Below are 25,600 nucleotides of genomic sequence, written 5' to 3' on the forward strand. Positions count from 1 at the left end.
CACGATATGCAACCGGATAGAAGCACATACGAAGTTCTTCAAATATTGAGCATCTCGTTGACCGATAAAACGCCTCTTCGAGACCTCTTTGACAAAACTAAATTTCAAAATGACAAAGAACGATTTGAACCTGATGGACCAAGTTTATTTGATTTTTAACAACGTCCCAATTTTAATGGGACACTAGTGATTTAAAATAATAAGCCACAGTAGCTCCACGCACAGTATTGAAGAGATTGGTACAAAGAGCCGCACCGGTAATAATCCACCATGGAAAGTTGCGGATAAGCGAACGGAAGTCATTCAACAAGTTGTCTCCTCTTTCAAACTTGATGTGCTCACGGGTAAGCAGGAAACATCCGATGAATAGCAAGAAGCACATCAATGCAATTACTATCATTGCTCCCTGCCAGGCATCCGACAGGCTGTTAACAGGGAACAACGGCTGATAATCGATGAACAACTTACAGAGCGGTTCCCATGAATAAAGCGCGATGAACGATCCGCCATAAGCAAAGAACATGCGGTAACTGGAAAAGACGGTCTTCTCGTATGAATCATCTGTCATCACGCCCAGCATGGATGCATAAGGAACGTTTATTCCTGTGTATACGGTCATCATCAAAATGTAAGTGATGTAGGCATACACAAGCCTTCCCTGCTCGCCACAGTCGGGCGTGGAGAAAAGCAATACGCCGGAAATGGCAAACGGCAACGAAAACCACAACAGATAGGGACGGTATTTACCCCATCGGGTCTCCGTACGATCAGAGATAGCACCCATCATCGGGTCGGAAACAGTATCCCATACACGAGTTACGAACATAAGCGTAGCAGTATGGGTAAGCGACAAATTGAAAACGTCACTATAGAAAATCGGCAGGTAATAGGAAAATATTTTCCAGAACATGGAAGAGGCCATGTCTCCCATACCGTAGCCTATCTTCTCTGTCAATTTAGCCATAATCGTTATATTAAAGTATCACTTCTACAACATGCTTGCCGGGAACGGCAGAAATGATATTTCCCTCTATGGTGTTGCCGTCCACGGTAATGCTGGTTACACCCTTCTGCTTGCCGTCCGGATTCTTGACAGTGATTAAAAACTCGCTGTCACGAAAGACACGTCGCACCGTATACTCTTTCATTGTCTCAGGTAAACACGGGTCAATCTCTATGCCATTGTATGTAGGACGTATTCCCAGAATATACTGTGTAACTGCATACCAGTTCCATGCGGCAGTACCCGTAAGCCATGAGTTCTTTCCCTCACCCGGCTTGGCTGCATCCTTGCCTGCCACCATCTGGCAATAGACGTATGGTTCTACCTTATGTAGGGTCTGGTCTTCAATCCATGCCGGACATATCTTGGTATAATGCTCCCAAGCATCGTTACCGCGTCCTGCCACTGTCTCACCGATTATAACCCATGGATTGTTGTGACAGAATATCCCGGCATTTTCCTTATAGCCGGCAGGATAAGAAGAAATTTCGCCCATCTCTACATAGTAACGGGTGAAAGCAGGATGATTAAGCACCATGCCATGCTCCGAATCGAGATAGTGCTTGCAGGCATCAAGAGCCTTGTCCACCATACCTTCTTCAAGACCTATGCCCGCCATGGTACAAAAGCCTTGTGACTCAATAAATATCTTGCCTTCCTCATTATCGTGCGAACCAATCTTATTACCGAAGAAATCATAAGCACGGAGGAACCATTCACCATCCCAGCCATCGCGTTTCACAGCTTCCACCATACGGTCTATGCAATCACGGGCACGGACGGCTTCATCTGACATGGCAAGTGTGTCACATAGTTCGGCATACTGACGACCGCAAAGCACGAAAAGTCCTGCTATCATCAATGATTCGGCTTTAGAACCCTCGGTCTTGTTCTCCGTAGTCTGGAACGATTCATTAGGATCCCAAGAGAAACAGTTCAGATTAAGACAGTCATTCCAGTCGGCACGACCTATTAGCGGAAGAGCATGCGGACCAAGATTTTCCATAACATGATTGAACGAAACACGAAGGTGCTCCATCAGCGGCACCTCAGTACCGGGAGTATTGTCCCAAGGCACCGGTTCATCAAGTATGTCATAGTCGCCAGTCTCCTTCAAATATGCGACTGTTCCGAAGATAAGCCACATCGGATCATCGTTGAAACCGCCACCGATATCGTTGTTACCACGCTTGGTGAGCGGTTGATACTGGTGATAGCATCCCCCGTCGGGAAACTGTGTGGAAGCAATGTCTATGATACGTTGTCTGGCACGCTCAGGTACTTGATGAACAAAGCCAACCAAATCCTGATTGGAATCCCTGAAACCCATGCCACGACCCACTCCGCTCTCAAAGAAACTTGCCGAACGAGAGAAATTGAACGTAATCATACACTGGTATTGGTTCCATATATTTACCATGCGGTCGAGACGTTCATCACCTGTGCTAACGGTAAATTTACCGAGTAAACTGTCCCAAAGGTCATGCAATTCATCAAAGGCTGCGTCTACAGCCTCTACAGTACTCAGACGCTTAATGGTCGCATGGGCACGAGTCTTGTTGACAATTGTACGGTCGAGTTGTCCGAGTGAGGTAACGAGTGAGGTATCGGCTTCCCTACCGGCAAACTTCTCATCCTGTGTATTCTCTTCATAACCAAGAATGAATATATAGTTCTTCTGCTCACCCGGCTCAAGAGTCACCTCTATATAATGCGATGCAATGGGACTCCACCCGTGTGCCACAGACCCCGAGGGACTTCCCTCCATAACGCATTTCGGAGAAGCAAATTCATTATAAAGACCTACAAATGCCTCACGGTCGGTATCGTAGCCATCAGCCTTGGCATTGGCAAGAGCATAATAAGAATAATGGTTGCGCCGTTCTTTATACTCTGTTTTATGATATACAACGGTGCTGCATGCCGTTTCTTCTATCTCAACCTCACCGGTAGACCAGTTACGCTGGAAATTCTCCATGTCGGTGACAGCATTCCATAAGCACCATTCGGTCATTGAAAAGAGCTTGACAGTCTTGGTTTTGTCGGTGGTATTGCTGATTGTCAGTTTCTGAACCTCTGCCCATGTTTTAAGAGGTACGAAGAACAGCACATCGACCTTAATGCCATTCTTGCAACCCGTGATTTGTGTATAGTTAAGCCCATGACGGCACTCATAAGCATCAAGAAGAGTCTTACAAGGTTTCCAACCGGGACTCCATACCACGCCACCGTCGTTAATATAGAAATAACGACCGCCATTGTCCATGGGCACACTGTTGTAACGATAACGTGTGATACGGCGGAACTTGGCATCCTTATAGAAAGAATAGCCTCCGGCTGTATTCGAGATAAGACTAAAAAAGTCTTCGTTACCAAGATAATTAATCCAAGGGAACGGTGTATCGGGAGAAGTGATGACAAATTCTCTGCGCTCGTCATCGAAATGGCCGAATGTACGTTTCATGCTATATAAATTATTATAAAGTAGAATAAACCTTAATGTACAATATGACAATCTTACTTACCATGTGACATGAGCAACTCTATAAGCGGACGGTCTTTATAAGTGTGCCGCTGCTGGTCCCAAAAGCCGAAGTCGGCATCATAGCACCATGTAGCCCATGCAATGTTGAACTCATCAAAGACTGAAAGCATATCCTCTGTCCAGCGATAAGCCAATTCACGGTCTACAGGTTCATACACGCCCCATTCACCACAAAACAGCTGTACACCATACTTATTTGCTACGGAAACGGCGTCACGGAAATCCTGACATATACGATCCTTGTCCCACTGACAAACAAACTTATCGAGTTCGGGACGCATGTTTTCAGGCGATGCAAGATAATCTTCTTTGGAGACAAGTATTCCCGGATAGTTCAGTTTTCCCTTATATTTACCAATCGGTGTCCACCATGCACCATAATGAGTAAGAGCCTGAGGTTCATAGTAGTGGAAAGAAAGTATGATATTCTTGTCACCCTCCGGTATCCGCAAGTACTTAAACGTCCACGTGGCCTGCCACCTGTTGGAACCGATGACCAGAGTGCGTTGCGGTTCTCGCTTGCGCAAAGCCTTATGCACCTTGGCAATGAGCTTGTTCCACTGCTCATGTTCCTCTGCCACAGGCTCGTTCATGAATTCGTATGCTACAGAATCATTGCTGTAGCCCTTCAACACATCGGATAGCTGATACCACATATCTATAAGATCCTGTTGTGCTTTTTCCGATGTGAAAAGAACATTGGCATCGGCACGTCCCTCATTGACGGCATTAAAGTAGTGGGAACGTATGATATGCAGGTCTACGATTACACGCAGATGATGCTTTGATGCCAGATTAAGCGAGTTGACAAGCAGTTGCCATGCCTCCGGCAGTTTATTGCCCTGCTCATCCCAAAACTGTTCCTCATCGATGGGAAGACGTACAAAGTCGAAACCAAGACTTTCCAGACGCGCAAAGTCGTCTTCCTGAATGTGCAGCCGACGTGCCACACCGCGCTGTGTGCTTTGTGAGAGCCAGTGACTGAGATTTGTACCACGCTTGATATGAAAATTATTGGCACGCTGTGCCCTAATTGGAAGTGCAAAGAACGCCATGGCTAACAGAACCAGCGTTATAAGAGTCATTCTTTTCATGATACTTGTATTATTTATAATATACGGTTATTCTTTTTAATATGTGATTTTGATTTCTGTATTCCAAAATTGTTTTACACGGTTGTCGATAAGCACTGCCAAAAGACTGGCTGTTTCGTACTTTTGTAAATCAATGCCTAACGGTATTATGGAACAGCACTCCACCCGGATTGTATTCCCTGTTGTTGTCGCGAACTACGATGCCATGTCCGGAAAGACATACTATCGATCCTTTTTTTTTAGCGTCACAACGGCAGGAGACACTCCGGTGGAGACACCGTCCATTATACCATTGACAATCCATCCGGCTTTGATTTTCATGCTTTTCCAACGGTCAAAGATGCCGAATTTCTCTTTGCCGTTGCCGAAAGAGTTGTTATCCCAAATAAAGGTTGAAAAGCCACGCTTGCGAGCCTCCGAAACGAAGGTCTTACAATAATAGCTCATGTTCTCATGTATACGGTCGCTTTCTGAGGACTTAAAATGGTCGGTAACGCCCCACTCACCGACAACAATGCCGAGTCCTTTATCCGACCACTCGCGTACCACAAGGTCAAAGAAGTCGGTCATGGTCTTCTCGTCACTGGGTGAAGCGCCATACTGCTTGTAAGGTTCTCCCCAATAATAATATTCGCAGCTGCCTGCATAATCCCACGGGTTGTAATAATGGAACTCAACACTCATATAGTCACTGCCATTACCTGCAATGTCGGTAGGAATGATGAAGTCTCCATTATATATACCATAGTCCGGATTACACACATACGTCTGTACTATGAGATGACGACGCTCGTTGTTACCGCCCGTGGCACGCACAATGTCGACAAAAGTCTGGTTATACGCATTCTGCACGTCCAGGTTCTCTGCCGTAGGCTTTCCCCACTTGTCTTTCTCATGAATTTCATTGGTGCCGGCAAAAGCCACACGATAATCATAATCCTTCAATTCCGTGGCGATGTTCATCCAGAGCAATGCCAGTTTACGGCAGTTTTCCTCCTTGTATTGATAATAAGGACGGCTCTCAAGCCACTTCTCGTGATGTACATTGACAATCACCTTCAGGTCATATTCAAGACACCAGCCTATAACCTCTTTTATACGCGACATCCATGTCTTGCTTATTGACATGGCAGCCTCGTTGGTAATATGGCACTGCCATCTGACAGGTATGCGCACGGCATTGAAACCGGCATCGTGCACTGTCTTTATCATCTTCTTTGTCACCACCGGATTGCCCCAGGCGGTTTCCGCATTGTCGGCATTATCGGGATTGCCTATAGCCATTGACTCGCCGTCTTGTCCCGGAGCAGGACATTCAAACTGGTTTCCAAGATTCCATCCGGCAGTCACTTCCCTGTTCCATTCCTGCGCCGTCTGCTGTGCATACAAAGTGAACGGGCATGAAAGCATCGTCAGTATTAAAGAAGCTATTACTTGTGTCTTCATATACGCATTATATTTTTGATTTCGGATGCAAAGGTAATTCTACTATAATTAAAAGTGGTTTGATAGCCAACATTAAAGGTTTAAATACTATTTTTTGTCAGTATTCATACTTTCTTTGTCAGTATTCAAACCTTTTATATAAAGAACATAACTTAACAAAATGGCTTAATTCATTTTTATAACACAAACACATAGCATAGAAACCAAACATTTTATATACTCTGAGGACAAAAGAACAAAAAGAATCGGGCTGCCGACATATTGTTTCATTTATTATATTTTTACTTACTTTCTGACTTTTCATAAGCCCTGAATACTGCGACTTTCTGATAAAAAACATATAAAGGACTTAAAAAACGCAAGGATTTATGTGCAGGAATAAAACACACTACAACAATGCTTTATACAGGAAAGTCAAGAAAGTGTGCATCGTATTCTGCACAAAACAGCATGTCTTTAACGCCAAAAGAGGCATATTAAGGCTCTAAAGGTGGCATATTTGAATGCCAAAGCAGGCTTCTTTGGCACCCAAAGGTATGTGTTTTATGCTTGAAAGTGCATGCCTTTACACAGACAAATGACTTTTTCATTGCATGAAAGCATTTTTCATGCCCCGTCTGACACCTGGAACGAGACTTTCGGACGAAGTTTTTCCATTGACAATATGACACATTGTTCTTGAGTTGCCTCACAATTTGTCAAGACACAACGGCTACTTGTATTTGGATGGAGATATGCCGAAATATTTATTGAACACCGTACTGAAATATTTGGCATTGTGAAATCCCACCATAACAGCCACATCACCGACCTGACGACCTGAACGCAAAAGCATCGCCGCACGCTCAAGACGCACCACACGGATAAACTCTTGCGGTGACTTTCCGGTATACGACTTCAACTTGACATAAAACGATGTACGGCTCATTGCCATCTCACTGCACAGACTGTCAATGGTAAAGTCCGCATCGGAAATGTGCTCAAGAAGTATTCCGGTCACGGCATCGACAAAAGCGGAGTTAAGGTTCACATCCGTATCTACATCCGTCTCGGATTTATTTACTCCATGCGATGTAGCTGACGAGATATTGCTGTTTGGACATATAGGTGCAACATCGGTAGAAACATGCCGTGTCTCACCTGTCAATGGGACATTATGGTCATCACCGTCACTTTCGTTTATCTTGTTCACAATAAGTCGCATATATCTCGTATGCAGGTCATAGAATCTCCATGCGGCATAGAACAGAAGCAAGACCAAAGATATATATACGCACCACATCCACCATGAATTCCACCACGGACGGCTGATTGTGATTACTAACTGGCGTTCATCGAGCACAATGCGGCTGGTCTTGCTTACAGCACGGAGCATCAATTTGTGCGTACCCGGTTCCAGATTTACAAAACTTATATATTGCTGTTCGGTCAACGAACTCCACTCGTTGTGTCCCAACTTATACTGATAGGCAATGTCATATTGGTTGCGGAGATTGATACATTCGAAATAAAGTTCAAAGGTACGTTGCCCGTAGCCTAACCACAAACGCCCCTCCCGCAGCATTTTATACACCTGCTCATTGAAGAGAGAAGAGTCGGCATCGCTACAACCGGCACCTAAGAATTTGAGTTTCGCTGTATAGTTGAGTTTTTGCACACGATGCGGATTAACTATCACGGCACCACTGATGCTCCCGAAAAGGATGTTCCCGTCAGACAGATTTACAGCCGCTCCACGGATATACTCCCGTTCAAGTCCATAGCAGTAATTCACGTTTATCACTTCTTCCGGACGAGAAGGATAGATAAACGACAGTCCCTGATCGGTACCAAACCACAGACGCCGTGTCTTGTCCATGGTAATGCTTGTCACCGTGTTTGACGGCAACCCGTTGTTTTTTGTAATCTGGCGACAGCTACGGGTTTCCATATTATATATGTAAACTCCACCACCGTCGGTAGCGATATAGATGTCTCTGTTCTGATGGATGTAGACATCGAGCACATATCTGTTTACTTTTGTCCTGTCTGAAGAAAAATAGACCAGTTCGGTAACTTTCGGGTCGCCGGGTGTGACCAGTTTGAGACCTCTTATTGTACCAACGATAATGCGTCCATCCGGCATAAGCGCCATTGTCTGCACATTGTCTACATCATAATACCTATATCCCGTTGGAGTTTTTTTCCGTAAGAGGTCCGTCAAGACAACCCATCCACAAATGGTTCTGCCTGTCATACAACAAAGCATACACATGATCATCTTTCAGTGTACCGTTACTTACAGAATAAACCTGTCTGGTTGCCCCGTTTGCATCCACCTCCCAGACACCATTGCCATAAGTGGCTGCCAACAGGCGGTTATCCGGTGTCCTGCACAAAGACAGCACCACCATGCCACGAGTTCTGTGCATCCACTGTCCCGTAGAAGGAACAAGCGAACTGATGCCGTCGTCTGTACCCATAAGCAAATGATCATTTGACCACTGCATGACACAGTTGACATGGTCGTTGAGCAACGACTGCATGTTGTTGCGCTGATGTTGATATACCGCCACCGTACTTCCCACAGGGCGCGCGATGTCTATACCGCCCGAATACGAACCGATAACGATGTTGCCATAGGTATCAACCAGCAAAGCATAAATACCGTTCCCATGAAGCACCCGGTTAATTCCCTCATTGGCATTAAACAATATACCGGGCACAGTTTCAACCATTGTCCTGCTTGTCTGGTATACGCCATAGCCATCAATACCAACAAGCATGGTATGTCTGTCATAGGGAACGATACTACGTATGGGATTATGGGGCAGGCTACTTATAACAGAAGTTCCTTTTTTGTCTACCAATACAAGTCCACGGTCGAAAGTTCCAAGCCAAAGACGCTTGTAAACAGTATCATAATAACCGCTTTCCACATAATACGGAAGATATTTTTCCAACTGATAACGATGCTGTGACAATTGACGGGCACCAAGCTTCATCACACCCTGTTTTGTACCGAAAAGAAAGCCGTCGTCTGGAACCTTGATGATACAGTTTGCAAAAACACCCTTTTTCACGGCTGTAAGTTGCCCCGCCCTAAACACATATACTCCTTCTCTCATAGCAAGCCAAAAGCTGTCGCCAATCTTTAACACATCGTTGAGCAATACATCGTGACTGAAAAGTGAAGCAATATTGACAACTACGTCAAAACGGTCTTGCATTTCGTTGTATACAAATATCCTGCCGGAGATGTCACACACATATATACGACCATCGTCCGTATGGACAAAACGTGAACTCCAGCCTGCAAGATTATGATGGACGACATCTTTATCAAGAGAATAATTCTTGACTGCCACACCATTGTATCGGGATACACCGCACTTGGTAACGCACCACACGGCACCGTCATCGGTCTGGCACAATGAATAGACACGCTGACTTCTCAAACCATGTTCCATACCGAGGTGAATAAAGGTGAAATCATTCACGCCAATAGCCGATGCCGTAACAATGTGTAACATCAACAAAAACAGAAGTGACAATATAGCGAATGTCTTTTGTATATATTTTTTTAATTCAGAACGAACATCCTTATATCTGCACATATCTTTGTCTCCTTATTCAGTTTTTTATATCCTTATTCTCTGCTGTATGCCAAATCCGGATATTTAGTCTCAAGCTTCGCTATGCTCTGTCGTGTTCTTTCCATAAATAGCCTGTATTCCTCCGACTCCGGATTAAACGGTTTGTGTTCCAGCGCCTTCTTTACGGGTTGCCATTCTGCAACAAACCGCTTGGCTTCATCGGAAAAGAAAGTATCTGAAAAAACTTCCCATATATAGTCCACCGCCTGCTCCGACGGATGAAGCATATCGGCAGCATAGAAGCGATAATCGCGAAGCTCGTCGTTTACAATCTCATATGCAGGGAAATACACCACAATATCGGGATAACGGCACACAAGCCTGTCCGCCGCGAGCAGAAGAACCGCCTTTGAAAGGGCACTGCCGTGAAAGCCGTATTTGGCATAACGTATGGGACTGACCGTAACAATGACCTTCACACCGGCATATCGCGACACAAGAATATCCACCGCTTCGGAAAGATAATCGAAACATTCGTCCACCGTCAGCTCACGTTCGGTGAAGAGATGATGCGGGCGCTTGGCACAATTGTCCACTATCTCGCCCGTACTGTTGAGTATATACACATGGTTTGTGCCGAGCGTCAGCACCGCCACATGCGGAGCGGCGTCGGTCTTACGCACCGTATGCAGTATGCTTGCCGGGTTGTACATTACGCCGTATGGATTGACCGTTGCCTGGAACTTATAGTCAAGGAAACGGCTTCCGATGTTGTCTGCAAAACACGAACCGACAAACAGCATCTGTTCAAAAGGAGGAATGGCGAAGCCGGGACTGCCGATATTTACTCTTGTACGAAAATCCATGACATCAGCTCCGGCTAACTTGCAGTCCTTTGTCACTCAACGACATTTCCACAAAGCGGGCATTGGCGTTGGGACGGTTGGCATTGAGGATTGTACGGATACGTGCCGCAGCATCCGGATCTTTGGCAACCATATACAGATATCCGCCGCCACCGGCACCGGAGAGTTTGTATCCCAGACACAGGTCGTCTATCTGCGACGTTATCTGCCGCACGGCATCGGGATTTGTCCCGCTGTCTATAGCCTGGTTCTGCATCCACGTTTTGCGTACAAGACGCCCCATCTGTGCAAAGTCGGCACGCTGTATAGCCTCATACATATCGTACACATGGTTTTTCATTTCACGCAGCAAAGCCAGTTCCGCGTTGTGATTGAGGAACATGCGGCGCACAATCTCGGCAAGTATTGTCTTTGCCGTGCGCGTTATGCCGGTATAATATAGCAGATGACAGGCACTATACTCGGGACGGGTGTAAATGTCGGCAGGCAACCAGCGCACCGTTGGAGCCTGGTCGAAACCACGTTCTGTCTGCAACAGTTTTACGCCTTGCAGTATTCCGCCGAACTGGTCCTGCCACCCTCCGCCGGTAGTAAGAAGCTGCTCGAGCACAAGGGTGCGGCATCCAATCTCCGTCTTGTCCCACATAAGACCGCAGAAATCGTTCAAAGCGCCGAGCACCGTTGCAGCCAGCATGCTGCTTGTGCCCAGTCCGCTACCGGCAGGAATGGCGGAAAGCAGCGTAAGTTCTATTCCGCAGCCAAACGATTTAAGTTGTTGCTCGAGCGAGCTGTATACCTCCGTTGAGAAGCCCGGCAGAAAACCTGCAAGCGCAAGGGCTGCCTTTGGTATGGAGAACGGACTGCCTACGTGGCGGAAATCGGAAAGTTCTTCGTATGTACTTATCGTTTCCATGGCACCAAGGTCTATGCTCCTCAATATTATCTTATGCTCCTTGCAGGGACGGACGTATGTTTGCAACGGCGGCTGACCGTTAAGTTCTATTGCCAGATTTATCACACTGCCGCCTTCCATAAGGCAATAGGGCGGCGTATCTGTCCAACCGCCGGCAATGTCTATGCGCACGGGACTGCGTCCCCATACTATCTGGTCGCTATATACAGACATCACAGGCGACTGTCTCTCTGACAGAACGCGTTCGGTAAGTCCTTCGCGCAACAGACTGAACGCCTTGTCCTCAGCAGCCTTGCACTCTTCTCCCTTAAGGCGTGCCAGTTCCGAACGGAACATGCTGTCGTGTATACGTGTAAGAAGCGGGGCATTGCCGGCAATAGGCTTTGGTTCCGGAATGTTATATAAAGAATATTCTTTGGCAGCATGGCACAGGTCTACCTGGTAAAACACGCTGTGCTCGTAATTGTCTGCTATGGCTTGCCAGTTGCCGGCACGATATTCATCGCGCTGCATCGTAAGTCTTGACAGGCACGCTTCATTGGAAATGTCATCAGCACTAAGTCGTCTTGCCTCAAGCCACAAGTTTTTGGCTTCATCGCCAAGCTCAGGTTCGCCGAGCATCCAGCGCAAGAGCAGTCCGGCATCGTCAAAGTTCTCGCATGTGGGGAATATACGTGCCGACTGCAAGTCTGCATTTCCGTCAATCTCATCTATGTCTATGCCGCGTTCTGACGCCCACTCGACGAACGGTTTGCCAAGAAACAGCGTGGTGACATCATGCAGACTGCCGCGGAACTTGTCATCAAAGCCATAAGGACGCACAACATATTCGCACTCGTCCACAGGCACAACATCCACACAATCGCCTGCACGCAGCGTAACATGCCAGTCGTTTTGTGGCACACCCGTTATGATATTCTCATGGGCAAGCGTCCACTTCTCTCCCACCCAACTGTTCTCTATCCACAGATTTTGGTTCTTCTCCGTTATCGAGGTCTTGACAACGGCATTCTGTACAAACATTGCAGGATGCGGCTTGAGCGAGTGGTGCATAATCTCGCGCTGGTCGTTCACAAGATTTTGAACGGCAAGAGTAGACGATATTATCTCATGGCTCGTGCCGTAATGATAGAACTCTCCGCCGGGAAGAGGCAGAACAGCTACCTTAAGACTGTTAAGTTCATCGTCTTTTATGGTGGGATCCGAACCGAGAGCGCACCCGAATTCTGAATACAAATCATAGTTTATTATCTCGCCGTTACGCACCGAACGTTCCATAAGCATCTTCACGGCACGGTCGCTGAGAAGCCAGATACCTATGTCGGTAAGATAGAAATGTGACTTAAGCAACTCGCCGAGTGTCTTTATAGACGGCTTCTGCATCATGCACTCGAGCACAGACGAGGTGTCGCGGCGCGACACAAACACGCCATGATCAGTGGCTATTTCGGATCCGAGCCAAAGCCCATAACACACAACATCGGCATCGGGCACCGTCTGCAAGGGTTTAGTGGCACGGATATATACGTCGCCGCTGACAATCATCGTGTGCATGTTGTCGGGCGCAATATCCATAATGCGCTCGTAAAGCGGTATTTGCAGCGACAGCAAGTCCTGCGAGAAGCGCTGTCCGCGCTCCCAACGGAACACCGGAATTGGAGTAAGTATCTTGCCAGACGGAGCGTAAGCAGGCAGGCGACGACTCTGTCCGCCGGCATGAAGAAGCAGCCGTTTGTCTTTCTTCATCCACTCGTCGAAGGTCTCTCCCTGCGATGTCTCCTCATAACACGACTGCAACAGCCAGGCAGAACCTCCGCCGGAGCCGAGTTTATGACCTACAGGGTCGTTGGTGCAGAACCATTCCGAGCGATTGTAACCTGTCACATCGTGAAAACAATTTACAAGATTGGGCGGTAATGACAATAGTTTTTTCATTGCTTCTTCTGTTTATTTCGTCCGTTCAACAATACCATAAATATAATTACAACCAACAGCAGGGCAAAGGCTATGTATGCAATCGTCTCGGTAACGGAGATGGACTGCGGATGGAAATCAAGCTCCACCTCATGGGTTCCGGCACTCACATTAAGTGCACGCAGTATATAGTTTACGCGTCCGAGCTCTGCCGGCTTGCCGTCTATGGTTGCCGTCCAGCCGGGATAGTAGACTTCCGAGAAGACTATTATGCCGCCGGTGGCAGACTTCACTGTATATTTAAGGTGGTTAGGCTCGCACAGTGTTATGTTTACAATGGATGTGTTGTCCTGCACCTTGGTATCGCCGAGCACATCTTTGAACTTCTTGTCTGCCACAGCCTCGTGTCTCAGGCTGATTTTTCCCACGGCAGCCAGTTCGTCATTGGCATTATCCACGTATGTTATCTTGTCCACAAACCAGGCATTTCCATATGTATAGGGGTTCTGAAGGGGTATGGTCTTGTTGTCCTGAAGAGGAACAATAAAGTACTTTGTATTGAGCATGTTAAGAACAGGACATACCGAGTCGCCGTTAATCTGCGTCATGTCGCCTCCGGCTTCGGCAACGGCTTTCATCACACCGCTCATCTCCGGTCTGATATAAGCATCTGCCAGTTCCTGATAACGGCGGAGCTTTGCCGCATGATAGCCTCCGATGCTCTTATGATAGTATGATGTCTCGTTCTCGTTGAAGGTGTTTGTAGAGAAGTTAAGCACGCGGTGATTGCCGCAGTTATCCTTGTCCTGCAGTATTATCTCGTCTGTGGGCGTGAGCTGTATGGGTGTCTCGCGCACGCTCTTGTTTACAAACATGTCGTTGTTGAGATAGCGTTTGTTAACCTGCCACATGTCGACAAGACACAACACAATGAGTGCACCGACCATGAACTCAGCCTTTATCTTGCGCATCTTGAAGAGGAAAAGGAGCAGAGTTCCTGCCGATATAATCCAGAACGAGCGCCAACAGTCGGCAGTAAACACGGCAATACGCATCTCGCGGAGGTTGGCGAGCAGCGGATTGAGATATTCGGCGGGCATATTGCCCAGCTGGTGCATCTCCATTGCCGACACAAACTCCGAGAAGAACATCGAGGGCATAAGGGCGAAAAGAAGGGCAAATCCGCCTGTAAGACCGAACGAGACATACACATATTTTATATTAACCGAGAGGGTTTCGGGCTCGTCCACAATCTTCTTCAATGCCAACATGGCAAGAAGGGGTATGGTAAACTCGGCAATGACAAGGATGGATGCCACCGTGCGAAACTTTGAATACATCGGCATGTAGTCGATAAAGAGGTCGGTCAATGGCATTAAATTATGTCCCCACGACAACAGTACGGACAATATAGTCGCACCGAGAAGAGCCCACTTGATGGGACCTTTGACAATGAACAGTCCGAGAATGAACAGCATCAGCACAAAAGCGCCGACATATACCGGACCGCTTGTTCCGGGCTGGTTGCCCCAGTACTGTCCCATCTGTTGGTAAATATCAAGGAAATTGTTATCTGCATGCTTCATTGCCGTATTGCTGTACACCAGCGGAGCCGACGCCCCACCCTTGGCATTGGGCACGAGCAGTGTCCATGTCTCGCTTATTCCGTAGCTCCATTGTGTTATATAGTCGCGCTCCAGACCGCTGTCCGTCTGGTTGGCAGAGTTTGCTTTGACAAGTTCGCTCTTGCCGCGCATCGACTCTTTGGAGTATTCCCACGTGTGATAAAGGTTGCTGATATTGATGCTTATACCTATAAGCGCACCTGCCAGGCATACGCCCGTGGCTTTTGCGAAGTGTACAAGCTGCTTGTTGCGTATGGCATCGACAAGCCATGCGATGATCATGAAGAAAATAATAAACAGATAGTAATAGGTCATCTGCACATGGTTGGCATTCACTTCGAACGCGGCAAATATTGCCGTGACTACAAGTCCCCACAGATATTTGCCCCGATATGCCAGAACCACACCGGCTATAAGCGGCGGCAGATAGGCAAGCGCCATGACTTTCCATATATGTCCGGCAGCAATGATAATAAAGAAATAGCTTGAAAAAGCCCATATCACCGAACCGAGTGCCGCAAGCATCTGCCTGAAGTCGAACGCACGAAGCAAGATATAGAATCCTAAAAGATAGGCAAAGACATACCATACATTTTCGGGTAGCCACAGATGATATGCCTTCATCACTGCCGACAACCCGTCGGTGCTGCTGTAAGATGGTGCGGTCTGATATGTAGGCATACCGCTGAACACGGCATTTGTCCACCGTGTCACCTCTCCTGTACGCTCTTTATATTCCGAGATTTCGTGTCCGGCGCCCTTGCTTGCCGCCGAGTCTTCCCTAAAAAGAATTTTGCCTTCGATGTCGGCGGGGAAGAAATAAGCAAATGAAATAACTGCAAAAAGTATCACTACCAGTACATCCGGCAGATATTGTTTCCAAGTTCTCATGTATATAAACGTTTATTGTTTTTCCTTGAATATATTGCCACAAAGTTACTTAAAACAAGCGATAAAGCCAATTATTTATAGAAAAAGTTGTAATTTTGCGTTGTTTTACAACATTACGACAAATGAAGATAGGAATTATCGTGGCCATGGAAAAAGAACTTGTCGAACTGCGTACGCTGCTCGATGATACTTCCACCGAACGCCACAACAGCAAGGACTTTATAATAGGAAACATCGGAGACAAGGTGATCGTGATGCAACAGTGCGGAATTGGCAAGGTCAACTCTGCAATAGGGGCGGTGGAGATGATAAACAACTATCATCCGGACATCATCATCTCTACCGGAGTGGCAGGAGGCGCCGATGTGACACTGAACGTAACGGACGTGGTAGTGGGAACTTCTTACACATATCATGACGCCTACTGCGGAAGCGAATGCCAACGTGGACAGATAATCGGCATGCCGGAGAAGTTCTATGCGCCGGAAGCGCTTATAAAAAAGGCTCTCGCCATTGAAAGCGACACACGGATACATGCCGGAATGATTGTAAGCGGCGAGTGGTTTGTGGACTCACGCGAGAAGATGCGTTCCATTTTAAACGATTTTCCCGATGCCATGGCGGTGGACATGGAGAGCTGTTCCATTGCACAGACATGCCACATATACGGCGTGCCGTTCATCAGTTTCCGCATTATCAGCGACATACCGCTTAAGGACAACAACGCATCACAATACTTCGACTTCTGGGCACGCATGGCAGAAGGCTCGTTCAACGTGACGAAGAAGTTTCTGACAGCAATATAAATATCATAAGATCCGACAGTATTATTTGTCTTATCAGTCTTATTTGCCCTATTAGTAATATTAGTTTTATTATGAAAAAGATACCGAGCTTTACAATAGACCACAACCACCTGCTGCGAGGCATATATGTGTCACGAAAGGATAATGTCGGTGGAGAAACTATAACCACCTTCGACATACGCATGAAAGAGCCCAACCGTGAACCGGCACTGCACAACGGGGCACTGCACACCATAGAACATCTTGCAGCAACATACCTGCGCAACGACACCGAATGGCAAGAACGTATAGTCTACTGGGGACCAATGGGATGTCTTACAGGGAACTATCTGCTGATACGCGGCGATTACCGGTCATGCGACATTGTAGAACTGATGAAACGTACCTTCCGTTTCATTGCCGAATTCGAAGGCAATATACCCGGTGCGGCACCACAGGACTGCGGCAACTGGCTTCTGCACGACTTGCCAATGGCAAGGTTTGAAGCAAGAAAGTATTTAGAAGAAGTACTGGATAAAATAACAGAAGACAATCTTGTTTATCCAGCACAGAAAAGTTGAAAACAATAAAACAACTGCGTAAAAAGCGATAGCGGGAAATAAAGAGGAAATAAAGGAAGATAAAAGACTAATGTTTTATCGCTTTGTATAAAACTATTGTCCTTTATCTTCCGTAGCTTTAGCCAAAGAACTTGCCCTGACTTCTTTTAACTCTGTATTTAGACAAAACTTCAGGTGATTAGTAATTTTGATACACCATCATTATATATAACCATTATCAATCAAAATCCCACGGATCATAATTTGCCCTCTTGGCAAGTCCTGCAAGGTCTTCATCTTCTGCATCAGGCGGCATCTCATCCTCGACAATTGTACCGCCACCAACCAAATTACCGTCCTTATCATATATCCTGTAAGAATCCGGATTCATCATACTTGCTTCCGTACATACAGTAATAACCTCTATAAACGGCTTAACATATTCTTTCTTCATACCTGCCCCACACTTATTTAACGACAACCTTCTTACCACCAACTATATATACTCCACCGGGCAACCTTTTAAAAGAGCCTGTTCCGCGGCAGACAACCTGCCCGTGAATATTATATATCACATCAGAAACATCATCCCTCATATCGACAGTGATGCCGTCTATGGAAGTCGTATTGTCGTGTATACCATTTATATATGTAGAGAAACTAAGGGCATGTTTTGCCACAGTTGGATTATCCACCTGATGTTCATCTTCTATCCAGCTGCTAAAGCCTTTTTGTGAATAATTACTCGGAAGATGATATAGTTTCCCGCTTACAAAAGTATACGATGTGGCAGGAACACGGTTATCACCCGTCAACTTCTGGAATGTACCGTATACCCTCAATTTGCATTGAGCATAGTCCGCTCCGGATATTGTATAATAGTCCTGTGTCCTGTCATTGCCTGCCACGTCTTTTTTATCAACAAACTTTCCTGTATTAGAAATTCCCAGTCTGCTCTCAACATCTTTCTTAGTAAGCGACACACGGTCTATAGTATAATAAGGTGCTTTTATCTTTGTCTTATTGATATCACCAATCTCTATCTCTCCGGAGTCCGTACGTCCTCCATAACCGGGTCTTATCAGATAACACTCGCCTGCATGCAATGCAATATCATCATTTCCCAATGAGCTGAAGTCCACTGTCTCAAACTCTATTATGCCGGGCTGTGACGAATCACGCAATTTGGCAAGCAGAGGATTAGGGAAGAAAGCTGTGTTTAACTGTTCTTTTGTAAGATTCACAGGCAGACAAATACTGTTCCACTGATCAGTGTTAAAGGTGCGTTTAAGAATCATAACCCTGTTCTTATATGGTTCTTCATCATCACCCATGCCATGAAAATCAGAAGCGCCTTCATCTAAAGCAAAACTCTGACCAAGATACTTAAGCTGGAAATCGTCAAAGAAAACAAAATCATTCTTATCCATATCGCCTGTTATCTCTATACCAAGTTCCAATGTCCTCTTTGTCGTTCCTTCAGGCATGTTTACATATACAAGAAGATGATTAGGATAACGCTGATTGTAAAACATAATACTTGCTTCCAGCTTATTCGAAACCATATTATCATAAATCAAGAACTCATTGTTATCAACCAAATCCGAACCATCATAAGGTTCCGCATAAGACTTAGGCAACAAATCCACATAAGCGTTTCCGGCAGAGTTGACATCATTCTCTCCGTTTACCTTTGCGTACAACCGTGCAATAGCCCTGTTTGGCTCATCGGCATTATAAAATAATCCCTCACAGTCTACACGGTACCATCCGCTCTCTGTTATTTCAACCGTCTGATAAAGTGTTTCCTGTTTTTTCCCATTTCTTATTCCTCCACAATAGAACATACCGTATCTATTATCATTATCGCTCTTATAACCGTCTACCTCTCCTTCAAGACCACAAGTATAAACATAATCACCATTTTTATGCCATCCCAAAGGCTGTTCTTCGGGTTTATTGTCATTATACATATTCATTCTGTTGAAACTCTGGGCACGGAGCAGGAATGTTGCATCAGACGGATTCACAGATTCATATGTGGTATTGAAACTTTCAACAACCTGATCTACAGTAACAATTTTCCACTGACCATATTTTGCTTCCTTGGCATTAGACGACACATCGCTGTCACTTAACGCACGCACAAGGTTATTGTTACCGTGCTTAAACACTTTAATATCCATTACCTCATTTGAATACAAGGTATAGTTAGTGTTATTGTTAGAGTTATAAGATTCATAACTTTTTACATTATATACAATATCACCGTTACTACTTGCTTTCTTGTCTTTCTCGAATGTCCAGTTCACGCCATAGGTATCATTCCTGTCATAATAGACACCACGATCGCTATTTGCGTTCTCCACTACACCTAAAAAATTTCCAACACCATTCGCACCAGAAGTATTATTAAACGGTCCCCTTATTTTATAAGTTCCATTCTTATTCTTTATCAACATCAACGGCAAACCTACGGTAAAGGTTGTTGTACGCGTACCCCAATATCCTCCGGCATTGAGGAACAGGTCCTTACCTACATTATAAAGCAACACGCGTTGTACCGACTCACCTGTTTCAGAATCAAAATCCAATGAACTTATATCAATACCTTTTCCTTGAAAATAAGCAGGATCCACATTTACCTGCGCACAGACTATATGACCGGTTAAAAGAAATAATAACAAATACAGAAAAGGTTGAGCCAAAACGTCCTTCTTGCTACAAAATTTTCTCATCATCTCAAATATATTAAAATAATTACAACCAAATATACATTAACAGTCTACATTCAGAAAAACAAACCTTAATATGGTCTGAAAATAAATCTTGATTATTTAAAATTTAAATGCAAAAGTACATTTATTTATGCTTAATAACGCATGAATATAATAACAAAATTTTACATTTTAACGCTTTTTCGGGGGGGGTAAATCTTTATTAACAATTCAAGCCTGTTTTATTTACTATATTTAACAATGACAATATGTCTAAAATCAGCCAATATCTCATGGATTAAACATAACTATGCATGAGTTCGGGATAACGAACAAGGGTTTCATTATCTGACAATTCGTCCATATTATATATTCCTTATTCCGAACAATGGTTTAAAGTCAAGCACATGCGATGTCTGACAATTTAATGGCAAAATGGCGTATTCCGCTTACTTTCTGATTTTCCATAACCCCGAAATACGGCGATATTCTGAAATAAAAGCATTGACGGGGCAAAATATCGCATAAAATCGTGTGCAAAGACAACATACGTGAAATCAACGCTTTACAATAAAACACGCAGAAGTGTGCACAGAAGCGGAAACGAAAGTTGCCTACTTTCTACACGAAAGCAGGCATATTAGGCTCCTAAAGGTGGCATCTTTGGCACACAAAGCAGGCATGTTTAGTGCCCAAAGGTATGTGTTTTGCTTCTCAAACCACGCCTTTTCATCACAAGAAGGAGGTCTTTTCAATGTTTAACGGCATTTTCCGACCGCTGCATTCACGTAGAATGAGACTTTACGGCAACATTTTCTGATTGACAATATGACATATAAAAGCACTATATAGCTGACAATTCGTAAACACAGACATAACACCCTCAAAAAAATAAAGGCAAATATTGAACCTCATAAAAGTTTAGATGACTTCAATATAAACGGACAAAAAAGCAAGAACCGCCATCCATGCAGGACTTTCCTTGTAAATGTCCGCCGTCAACAGCATTGAAATCAGTGACTGTATACCGGACATTTACAAGAAAACATCCCTATAAGCAGGTGATTGCTAATCACGACACAGCATTATACTGCTATGATCAATCAATCTCCCAAAGATTATTATTTGACCTGTTCGACAGTTCTCTAAGGTCTTCCTCATCTGCATCAAACGGCATCTCATTCTCAACAATAAGACCTCCACCTACCAGGTTACCGTTATTATCATATATCCTATAAGACTCAGGATTCATAATACCTACATCCGTACATACGACAATAACCTCTATGCACGGCTTTATATATTTTTTCTTCATACCTGCCCCTCAATTTACTTAATGATAACTTTTTTACCACGAACAATATATATTCCTTTGGACATCCGCCCAAGAGGAACTGTACCGCGACTGACAACCTGCCCGTAAATATTATATATCACGTCGTTGGTGTCATCCCTCATATCGACGGTCATGCCGTCTATTGAAGTTGCACTGTCGTGTATACCGTTTATATATGTAGAGAAACTAAGGGGATGCCTGTCCGTAGTATTATTTTCCACTTGATGCCCGTCTTCTATCCAACAACTGAAACCCTTTTGTGAATAATTGTTCGGAAGATGATACAGTTTTCCGTCTACAAAAGTATATGATGCGGAAGGAACACGATTTTCACCCGTCAACTTTTGAAACGTCCCATACACCCTAAGTTTACATTGTGTATAATCAGCTCCGGATATTGTATAATAACCATCCATCTTTTCCGAGCCTTCAAGATCTTTATTATCAACAAATCTGTAAACATTAGATACATTAAGGTCTTCCTCCACATTTTTCTTTGTGAGCGACACACGGTCTATTATATAATAAGGAGCCTTTATCCTCGTTCTGTTCTTGTCTCCTATCTCTATCTCCTCAGTATCGGTACGCCCTTGATATCCGGGTTTTATCAAATAGCACTGCCCTGCATGTAGTGCAATATGGTCATTCGGTTTAGACGGTCCCAAATCTACCGTCTGAAACTCTATTATACCTGATTGAGACGAATCACGCAGTTTGGCAAGCATTGAATTTGGAAAGAAAGCGGTAGTAAACTGTTCTTTGGTAAGATTTACAGGCAGACAGATACTGTTCCACCGGTCTGTGGCTAATGTACGTTTCAGTATCATGACCCTGTTCTTATATTCCATATCATCATCTCCCATATCATTGTGAAAGTCCGTATTTCCCTCATCCAAGGCAAAACTCTCACCAAGATATTTTAGCTGAAAGTCATCAAAGAAGACAAAGTCATCGTCATCCATGTCACCGGTTATTTCTATACCAAGCTCCAACGTCTTAGCTGTCCCGTCAGGTATGTTTACATAAATAAGCAGATGATTGGAATAACACTTATTATAGAACATGATACTTGCCTCAAGTTTACTTGATACAATACCGTCGTTATTAATAAACCTATCCTCATTAAGCATCACACCATTATAAGGCTCTGCATAAGACTTGGGAAGCAAATCCACATAAGCATTGCCGGCAGAATTAGGTTCGCTATCACCGACGACTTTGGCATACAGACGCGCAATGGCTTTCTTGTTCTCATCAGCATTATAGAACAAGCCTTCACAATCCACACGATACCAGCCGCTATGCGTTATATCGACTGTCTGATAAAGCTTTTCACTCCTTTTTCCTCCTCTTATACCTCCACAATAGAACATGCCGTATCTTTGGTCATCAGGATTGTTATATCCTTCAAGTTCTCCCCTGAAACCACAAGTATAAGAAAAGTTACCGTCCTTATGCCAACCCGATTGTTGTTCTTCGGCATCCGTGCCATTATAAACATTCTTCCTGTTGAAGTTCTGGGCACGAAGCAAGAACGTCGCATCCGAAGGATTATGGCTATCATAAGTCGTATCAAACAAACTCATCATCTGTCCTACAGTCACAATCTTCCAACGACTGTATATGTCATCCCTTGTTTTATTCTCAAGATCAGTATCATTCAATGCACGTACAAGGTTTTCATTTCCTTCCGTAAAGACGCCGATATCCATCGTTTCGTTTGAATATAAAATATAATCTTTATTCAAACCGTTATGAGTATAATTGGTCTTTATCCTGTATACAACATCATCAACTTGACTTGCACCCTCATCTTTTTCAAATATCCAGTCCACTCCATTTGATGTACCTCTGTCATAATACACACCACGTTTACCGTTAACATCTTCAACCATGCCTAAAAAATTACCTGTGCCATTTTGAGTGTTATTAAACGGTCCCCTTATTCTATAAGTCCCGTTACTGTTCTTTATCAGCATCAACGGCAAACCTACGGTAAAGGTCGTTGTACGTGTACCCCAATATCCTCCGGCATTAAGGAACATGTCTTTTCCTACATTATAAATCAACACATATTCAGCCGATTCGCCTGTCGCATCATTAAAAGACAATGAACTTACATCTGCACCTTTTCCCCTAAAATAAGCAGAATCCACATGCACATGCTGCGCACAGGCGTCATGACTGCTGAAGAGAAGCGACAATACAAGAATAAAGAAAGGCCCAATCCGGGCTTTCTTTTTACTACAAAATCTTTTCATTTTCTTAAAATCTTAAAATAATTTACCTAAAAATACATTAATACTCTACATTCAGAAATACAGAGAAACAAATCTATTGCAACCCTAAAATAAATTCATTAACAAGCTGGTCATTCAGAATAGAAACCACAAATATACGAATACTTATATCTTAAAAAAGACAAACTTTATAACAAATATCTTTGTGCATAGAAGTTACGAAAAGAGTGTAATTTATTGGAAATGAGCGTAGGTTAATTGCTCTTGATAGTAATAGGTTACGATTTAGTTAGTTATCTACTGCATTATCCTTCTGCGCGTTGCGTAACCTTCAAAGAACTCTTCATATGCAAAAGTAGCTATTTTATCCGAGATTTTGATATAAACTCCCGTTTTTTTACCCCCTCGTTCATAAGAAATTTCCGTAAAAGCGGTTTTGTTTGTCGGAACACCATTGCCCAAAACGAGTTTTGAACAAACATGTGCCGACTACCGCATAGCCGGAGAAAAGGGCATTGCCTCACGCCTAAACGATGTTTAGACAGATGATGCGATGCCCCTTTCTTTTGCGCCTATGACAAGAGGTGCTTTTACGGGGTTTCAGATGATTTTTCTTTTTTCGTTGTTCTTCCTTTTGCCGGAAGCGGAAAGTGAATGCAGAGTGCGTCAGCCTGCCCCATGAATGAAACAGGCGGCCGCACACAGCGGGCAATCCGGGAAGAATTTTTGTTGCCACCCGGCTGAACAAGTTCCGTCGGATTGGAAACAAGCATACTTCCTTTGGCGGGGTTTGCCCTTTTCACGCTTCCGGTGATGTCTTTTTCTTTTGGTGGTTTCCTCTTTTTACGGATTTTCTCCTGAAGTTTTTTCTACCCAATCTGCCTCTGTTTTCGTTTACCTCCATTTTTGCGCCTTTCAGTGAGCCGCATCAGGCAGTCATTTCCGTTCTGGGCGCAAAGGTAATTCCGGGATTGGACGGGAAAGCAAGGTCAAGCCTCCTGTTTTCTGCGGAAATCTCCAGCCCTTCGGGTAGTATTTCCCCGAAAAACCTTGCATTCCCTAATCCCTACCTTTTCAAGCACCCGAAACGAAAACGACCGATGCGACAGAAAGACGCATAAAAAAAATGTCGGATAAACAAGAGGCAGATAAGATAGTTTGAAACTCAACTCCCTCAGCTCTTGAATCCGCATAAAAAACAAAAAAATCAAAAACAGCGAAGATATGACAGCAACGGCAAATTTCAGACAAGTGGCGCAATACATCGGGTTGGCGATATGCAGCTTGATGATGCGCACCACCTTCGGGTGTTCGGCATCCTTTGGGGCATCATCAGAGAGATTGTAAACGGAGTGTTCCGAGTGGCGATAGGTGTAATCGTGGCTATCCTTTCCACCATTGCCTACTTCGGCTTCATCCTTTGGTTATTAACCATTTAACCCTTACCGACATGGCAAAGAGAAACAGCAAGACGGTAGCGCAGCAGTGCAGATATTACGAGGTGGACAACATCTTCGTGTATATGGTGGAAACGTACATCAACGGCAATTTTAGCACTTTCCGAAGATTGTACCACGAACTGAACAAGGACGCACGGAGGGACTTCATGGACTTCCTTCTCAGCGAGGTAGAGCCGACCTATTGGAGAGAGATACTTAAACAGACAATCTAAAAACGACAGCGATATGAAAGGAACAGACCATTTCAAAAGAACGATACAAATGTATCTGGAACAGCGGGCGGAGGAAGATACGCTCTTTGCGAAGAAGTACCGCAACCCTGCCAAAAACATAGACGAGTGCGTGACCCACATTCTGAACCATGTGCAGAAAAGCGGTTGCAGCGGCTTCACGGACGGAGAGATATTCAGGCAAGCCATCCACTACTATGAGGAAAACGAGATAGAGGTGGGCAAACCTATGGCGTGCCAAGTGGTGGTGAACCATGTTGTGGAACTCACAGAAGAGGAAAAGGCGGAGGCACGTCAGAACGCTGTCCGCAAATACCAAGAGGAGGAACTCCGCAAGTTGCAGAACCGCCACAGACCGTCAGCGAGAAAAGAAAACCAACCCCAACCCTCATTATTTGAT

At 44.6% G+C, this 25,600-nt stretch carries 16 protein-coding genes and 3 pseudogenes; 6 read left to right on the top strand and 13 right to left on the bottom strand.

From position 1 onward, the window contains the following. Nucleotides 1-159: pseudogene (locus tag HPS54_RS11540) on the top strand (IS4 family transposase); the annotation flags it as partial. A gap of 31 nt (nucleotides 160-190) precedes the next feature. Here HPS54_RS11540 and HPS54_RS11545 read toward each other — a convergent pair. The 9 genes and pseudogenes from HPS54_RS11545 to HPS54_RS11585 form a co-directional block, all read right to left on the bottom strand. Beyond that, a pseudogene (locus HPS54_RS11545) lies at nucleotides 191-964 on the bottom strand (MFS transporter); the annotation flags it as partial. A gap of 10 nt (nucleotides 965-974) precedes the next feature. Next, nucleotides 975-3,467 (bottom strand): glycoside hydrolase family 94 protein, encoded by a 2,493-nt coding sequence (locus HPS54_RS11550; RefSeq protein WP_172345606.1) that lies wholly within the window; start codon nucleotides 3,465-3,467, stop codon nucleotides 975-977. A gap of 53 nt (nucleotides 3,468-3,520) precedes the next feature. Continuing rightward, on the bottom strand, nucleotides 3,521-4,642 hold the full coding sequence (locus tag HPS54_RS11555) for a glycoside hydrolase family 5 protein (protein WP_172345607.1): 1,122 nt from the start codon (nucleotides 4,640-4,642) through the stop codon (nucleotides 3,521-3,523). Between the two features lie 222 nt (nucleotides 4,643-4,864). Then, a complete protein-coding gene (locus HPS54_RS11560) occupies nucleotides 4,865-6,052 on the bottom strand; it encodes a glycoside hydrolase family 5 protein (protein ID WP_253952006.1) in 1,188 nt (395 codons plus the stop codon). Between the two features lie 748 nt (nucleotides 6,053-6,800). Next, complete coding sequence (locus tag HPS54_RS11565) at nucleotides 6,801-8,213, bottom strand: AraC family transcriptional regulator (protein WP_253952005.1); 1,413 nt, start codon at nucleotides 8,211-8,213, stop codon at nucleotides 6,801-6,803. A gap of 37 nt (nucleotides 8,214-8,250) precedes the next feature. Next, the gene (locus HPS54_RS11570; RefSeq protein WP_172345609.1) at nucleotides 8,251-9,600 is read right to left on the bottom strand and encodes a ligand-binding sensor domain-containing protein; all 1,350 of its coding nucleotides are present in this window, start codon (nucleotides 9,598-9,600) and stop codon (nucleotides 8,251-8,253) included. A 116-nt stretch (nucleotides 9,601-9,716) separates the two neighbouring features. Next, complete coding sequence (locus HPS54_RS11575; protein ID WP_172345620.1) at nucleotides 9,717-10,529, bottom strand: GSCFA domain-containing protein; 813 nt, start codon at nucleotides 10,527-10,529, stop codon at nucleotides 9,717-9,719. Between the two features lie 4 nt (nucleotides 10,530-10,533). Next, nucleotides 10,534-13,377, bottom strand: a complete 2,844-nt coding sequence (locus HPS54_RS11580) for a bifunctional fucokinase/fucose-1-phosphate guanylyltransferase (protein ID WP_172345610.1) — start codon at nucleotides 13,375-13,377, stop codon at nucleotides 10,534-10,536. Then, nucleotides 13,374-15,872 carry a YfhO family protein gene (locus tag HPS54_RS11585; RefSeq protein WP_172345611.1) on the bottom strand — a complete coding sequence of 833 codons (2,499 nt, stop codon included), beginning with the start codon at nucleotides 15,870-15,872 and terminating at the stop codon, nucleotides 13,374-13,376. Before HPS54_RS11585 ends, HPS54_RS11580 begins: the two co-directional genes overlap by 4 nt. A 122-nt stretch (nucleotides 15,873-15,994) precedes the next feature. On the opposite strand from HPS54_RS11585, the gene HPS54_RS11590 reads away from it, so the two are divergent. Further along, a complete protein-coding gene (locus HPS54_RS11590; protein ID WP_172345612.1) occupies nucleotides 15,995-16,678 on the top strand; it encodes a 5'-methylthioadenosine/adenosylhomocysteine nucleosidase in 684 nt (227 codons plus the stop codon). Nucleotides 16,679-16,749: 71 nt separating this feature from the next. Then, nucleotides 16,750-17,238, top strand: coding sequence for an S-ribosylhomocysteine lyase (locus tag HPS54_RS11595; protein ID WP_172345613.1), 489 nt, complete (start codon nucleotides 16,750-16,752; stop codon nucleotides 17,236-17,238). Nucleotides 17,239-17,455: 217 nt separating this feature from the next. Here the strand turns inward: HPS54_RS11595 and HPS54_RS11600 are convergent, their stop codons facing one another. The 4 genes from HPS54_RS11600 to HPS54_RS11615 form a co-directional block, all read right to left on the bottom strand. Beyond that, nucleotides 17,456-17,671 carry a hypothetical protein gene (locus HPS54_RS11600; RefSeq protein ID WP_172345614.1) on the bottom strand — a complete coding sequence of 72 codons (216 nt, stop codon included), beginning with the start codon at nucleotides 17,669-17,671 and terminating at the stop codon, nucleotides 17,456-17,458. A gap of 13 nt (nucleotides 17,672-17,684) precedes the next feature. Further along, nucleotides 17,685-19,811 carry a hypothetical protein gene (locus HPS54_RS11605; RefSeq protein WP_172345615.1) on the bottom strand — a complete coding sequence of 709 codons (2,127 nt, stop codon included), beginning with the start codon at nucleotides 19,809-19,811 and terminating at the stop codon, nucleotides 17,685-17,687. Nucleotides 19,812-21,033: 1,222 nt separating this feature from the next. Further along, on the bottom strand, nucleotides 21,034-21,249 hold the full coding sequence (locus HPS54_RS11610) for a hypothetical protein (RefSeq protein ID WP_172345616.1): 216 nt from the start codon (nucleotides 21,247-21,249) through the stop codon (nucleotides 21,034-21,036). A gap of 14 nt (nucleotides 21,250-21,263) precedes the next feature. After that, nucleotides 21,264-23,531: a hypothetical protein gene (locus tag HPS54_RS11615; protein ID WP_172345617.1), complete on the bottom strand. Its 2,268-nt coding sequence runs from the start codon at nucleotides 23,529-23,531 to the stop codon at nucleotides 21,264-21,266. Between the two features lie 1,203 nt (nucleotides 23,532-24,734). On the opposite strand from HPS54_RS11615, the pseudogene HPS54_RS11620 reads away from it, so the two are divergent. The 3 genes and pseudogenes from HPS54_RS11620 to HPS54_RS11630 all read left to right on the top strand — a co-directional run. Further along, a pseudogene (locus HPS54_RS11620) lies at nucleotides 24,735-24,949 on the top strand (hypothetical protein). A gap of 11 nt (nucleotides 24,950-24,960) precedes the next feature. After that, on the top strand, nucleotides 24,961-25,182 hold the full coding sequence (locus HPS54_RS11625) for a hypothetical protein (RefSeq protein WP_005796897.1): 222 nt from the start codon (nucleotides 24,961-24,963) through the stop codon (nucleotides 25,180-25,182). Nucleotides 25,183-25,195: 13 nt separating this feature from the next. Continuing rightward, a partial coding sequence (locus HPS54_RS11630; protein ID WP_172345618.1) for a PcfK-like family protein occupies nucleotides 25,196-25,600 on the top strand: 405 nt, incomplete at its 3' end.

Source organism: Xylanibacter caecicola, assembly GCF_013166515.1.
Classification (GTDB): domain Bacteria; phylum Bacteroidota; class Bacteroidia; order Bacteroidales; family Bacteroidaceae; genus Prevotella; species Prevotella caecicola.